At 43.3% G+C, this 4,637-nt stretch carries 3 protein-coding genes; all 3 read left to right on the forward strand.

Features of this window, described 5'->3' with window-relative positions; translation table 11 throughout:
- Window positions 1-999, forward strand: a 999-nt coding sequence (locus IQR33_RS15645) for a heavy metal sensor histidine kinase (RefSeq protein ID WP_228013918.1), incomplete at its 5' end; no start/stop codon positions are given.
- A gap of 658 nt (window positions 1,000-1,657) precedes the next feature.
- Window positions 1,658-2,977, forward strand: a complete 1,320-nt coding sequence (locus IQR33_RS15650) for a TolC family protein (protein ID WP_228013924.1) — start codon at window positions 1,658-1,660, stop codon at window positions 2,975-2,977.
- Between the two features lie 13 nt (window positions 2,978-2,990).
- On the forward strand, window positions 2,991-4,637 hold a 1,647-nt coding region (locus IQR33_RS15655; protein WP_193843831.1), incomplete at its 3' end, for an efflux RND transporter periplasmic adaptor subunit.

Consider the following 4,637-nt stretch of genomic DNA (forward strand, 5'->3'; position numbering starts at 1 on the left):
AAACATTACCAAGCTTTTAAGTTTGACTATCCAGATACGGAAAGCGGTGCGATTGTTCTTGCAATGGATGTGACTCACCATAAACTATTTTTCGACAAGCTAAATACCATCCTATTATGGACATTAGTTTTGACCGTGATTTTGTCTGGCGCCTACGCCTTAATTATTGTTAGAAATGGTTTACTGCCACTAAAGACATTAAAAGGGTATATCGAACGAGTTAACACTAGCAACCTAAGCATACGTATCCCAAGTGACTCGCTTCCAAATGAGTTAAGCAGCTTAATTATTTCTCAAAATGAAATGTTAGACAGGTTACAAGAAGGCTTCCTCAGACTGAGTGAGTTTTCATCCGATATTGCGCATGAGCTAAGAACACCTTTGAACAATATCATGACCCAGACACAAGTGGCGCTTAGTCTAGAGCGTTCTATTGAAGAGTATCAAGACATTTTAGTGTCTAATATCGAAGAGCTAGAACGATTCAACAAGACTATTTCGGATACGTTGTATCTAGCTAAATCAGAAAATAGACTTCTGCATAGGAACGAAGCAGAGTTAGAGTTGAGTGAGGTAATCGTCCCCTTGCTTGAATATTATGAAGTGTTGGCGGAAGAGAAAAACGTTCGATTTACGTTAGATGGCTCATCGACTCAGCTTGGTGACAGGGATATGCTTCAACGAGCATTTGGTAATGTGTTGTCTAATGCGTTGAGGCATTGCTTTCATAATACGGATATCTCGGTAGTAATCTCCGAATCAGAAACGAGCAACAAGGTGACAATTAGCAATGTTGGTGAGCCTATTCCTTTGAGCTCTTTACCCTATATATTTGAACGATTCTATCGTTCCGATAAGTCGCGTGTCCATAACGGAAGTATTGGAGCTGGGTTAGGACTTCCAATAGCTAAGGCTATCATGAAAGCACATCACGGGGATATCCTAGTCAATGCGAAGGATGAGCGAACTGAATTCGTCTTTATTTTCAATAACCTTTAGCTCCAATAAATTTTTAATATCACTATTGCTCATCAGTTCTCATAAGGTATTATGAATGCAAAGTGAAAAGGTACCACATGACTAACTCTTTGAGACCAACAAGTATTTTGATTGTCAGCATCTTAGCGATGTTGATGTCGAGCTACGTCTCAAGTATGCCAATGATGGGTATGAGTCCAATATGGTCCTCTTCAGTTCAACCCCAACGTTCTCACCATGACTCGATGGAAATGTCTGAGACTACAGTAAGCCATCATGCGATGATAGGCTGCCCATCGATGGAGATGACAGAGAGTGATAGTTCTATACATTGCGAGAGCTCATCTACATTTGGTGGCGACTGCTGTAAAAGCGTGTGTTCTAGCGTATTTTTTCCACTCTCATCTTCTCGCTTAATCAGTACATCTGAATATTATTTAGCCCTGCGTCACCCGATCAAAATAGGCGTTACAGTAACTCGTATTCAGAGCTTACTGCGTCCACCCTCTGTCTAATTCAACTATCATAACTATTTAGCTCTCAATTCTTTCTGCTGGAAGGCAGGGGTTGGGGTATGTCCATATCGTTTTATCGTGGATAAACAACAATGAGTATTGAATTAAACGGCTTCAGGGCATTTAAATCCCTGAGTCTTGGGGTTGCAGTCGCACTTTGTGCAATGCCTGCCCTGTCACATACGGGGTCTAACGCGACTTCACAAACTATCGCAGCTTCGACGCAGCTGTTGAATGAACTAATTGAAGCGGCTCTAGCAAATGATACGAGTCGATCTCAATATGCTGCGCAGTCACAGGCGATGCGTGAAGTGGGCGTTGCAAGCGCGACTCTTATGGATCCAAAACTCAAGGTGGGCTTTGGCGGTTTACCTGTGGATTCATTCAAGTTTGACGAAGATCCCATGACGAACATTTCTGTTGGATTAATGCAACAGTTTGAACGGGGTACAACGTTAGATCTTAACCAACGTAAAGCGAATCAACAGGCCGATGGTATGGCCTATCAGGTTCAAGTTCGTGAACGTGAAGTGGCGAATAGTATTACTCAACTATGGTTGGAGCTGGGTTACCTTCAATATGCAGAAACGTTGATTGAATCTAATCAACGTCTCATGGTAGAGATGGAGCAGTATATTCAAACCAATTACTCAATTGGTAAGAGCGAAGCGCAAGATCTGCTTAACACCCAGCTTCAAGTCAACAAGCTCGACGAAAAGCTGCAAGCGAATCAACAAATGCAAAATCGAGCCGTAGCTCAGTTATCAGAATGGCTAGGCTCAGGGTGGTTAAATCACCGTTCCATTGATTCGAATCAGGTAGGCTATCAATTAGACTGGTCGCGTTTGAATACGCTTTTGGATCAGCAAACCAGCAACAGTCAGTACTACTCACTGCTTAACCAACATCCTATGGCGAAAATGGCTGACGCCAACATCTCTGCTAATCGCACTCAGGTTGAGGTTGCAGAGCAATCTTATACACCACAATTTGGTGTCGAAGTGATGTATGCCTACCGCCAAGCGAACAACATGAAGGGTGAGCCAGCTTCAGATTTGCTGAGTGCTTATCTTACTATGGATATCCCTTTGTTCACTGATAACCGCCAAGATAAAAATGTAGCGGCCGCTCAATACCAAGTAGGTGCAGCGCAATATCAAAAAGATACGCTGCTCGCTCAAATGAACGCCCAAGTAAACGCATTAATGACGGACAGAATGAATCTCACTGAACGTATTCAGCGCTACCAAGAGCGCTTATTACCTCAGTCTAAAGCCCGCATTGAAGCGGTAGAGCGCGGCTATCAGAACAATACTGCTCAGTTTGGTGATGTCATTACTGCATCAACCGATGAATTGGCTCTTCAAATGGAGCTTGCTCGCCTAATAACCGATATGAACCAGGTCAATAGCAAGTTATCCATGTTACTTGGTGGTTTCGAATATCAAGTTTCTGCGCCAAACACTCAGTACAAAGAACAATAATAAAGGAATCAAGATGAATACATTTAAAGTTGCAAGCCTAGCGTTACTAGTCGGAAGCGCATTGGGTTATGGAGCGAATATTTACCTTTCAGGCATGAACCATAACATGGCTGGAATGACAGCTTCTGAGTCTAAATCAACTGATGAACCACTGTACTGGGTCGCGCCGATGGACCCAAACTATCAGCGAGATAAACCGGGAAAGTCGCCTATGGGGATGGATCTTATTCCTGTTTATGCTGATGACCTCAATGGTAGTAACGACAAACCAGGAACAGTAAAAATCGATCCTGCTGTTGAAAATAACCTTGGTGTTAAAACAGATACTGTGCAGCAAGAAGTGCTTGCACCACGCATCGAAACTGTCGGCTATGTCGCCTTTGATGAGAGTCAACTTTGGCAAACCAATGTTCGTGTATCTGGCTGGGTTGAAAAGCTTTATATCAATGCCGTTGGTGAGAAAGTGAATCAAGGTGACACACTGTTCACTCTGTATTCACCTGAGCTTGTAAAAGCACAAGAAGAACTGATTAGTGCCTATAAAACTCAGCGTAAAGGAATGATACGAGGTGCTACCGATCGTTTGATCACTTTGGGGGTTGATCGCAATCAAATTGATTCCATTGCCCGTAGAGGTAAAGCATCACAAACCATTGAAATTAAAGCACCAGCAGACGGTGTTATTGCAAGCCTCAATATTCGTGAAGGTGGCTACCTTTCTCCAGCTCAGGCGGTGATCAGCGCAGGTCCTTTGAATCAAGTATGGGTAGATGCTGAAGTCTTTGAACGTCAATCTCATTGGATTAAACAAGGCAGTCAAGCATCGATGACATTGGATGCCTTACCAGGTGGGGAATGGAATGGTGAAGTGGATTATGTCTATCCCATTCTTGACCCTAGTACGCGTACATTGCGTGTTCGCCTTCGATTCGACAATCCACAAGGTGAACTTAAGCCGAATATGTTCGCTAACGTCGCACTGAAACCGGTATCAAGTGATGAAGTGTTAACCATTCCACGCTCTTCAGTCATCCGTTCTGGCGGTATGACTCGTGTGGTTCTGGCTGAGGGAGAAGGAAAATATCGCTCTGCCAGAATTGAAGTTGGTCGTGAAGCCGCTGACAAGGTTGAGGTCATAAAGGGATTGCAACGAGGAGATCGTGTTGTTACATCAGCTCACTTCATGTTGGACTCTGAGTCAAGTCAGTCTGCCGACCTATCAAGAATCAATGGTATCGAACCGACTGCCGAAACGGCTTGGGCAACAGGTGAAATTACTGATGCAATGGTTGGACATAGAATGCTAACTATTAATCACAAGCCTGTTCCTGAATGGGAATGGCCAGGAATGACCATGAATTTCATAGTGTCAGAGCACGTTGAAATGGAACCGCTTTCAAAGGGTCAAACGATTGACTTTGAGATGAAAAAATCTGAATCGGGTCAATATGAAATCGTTGATTACAAAGTAAGTGAGCTGAGCATAAATACAGAAATATGGATAGACGGTGATGTTTCTATGTTGATGGCGGATTTTGGTATGGTGACACTAAATCATGTTCCTGTGGCTGATTGGTCATGGGATGCTGGTGAGCTCAACTTTTCAGTCGGTGGTGATATTGAACTCTCAAGTTTTCAGGAGGGTGACAAAGTTCGGTTT

The organism is Vibrio sp. OPT46 (assembly GCF_015163535.1).
GTDB classification, from domain to species: Bacteria; Pseudomonadota; Gammaproteobacteria; order Enterobacterales; family Vibrionaceae; genus Vibrio; species Vibrio alginolyticus.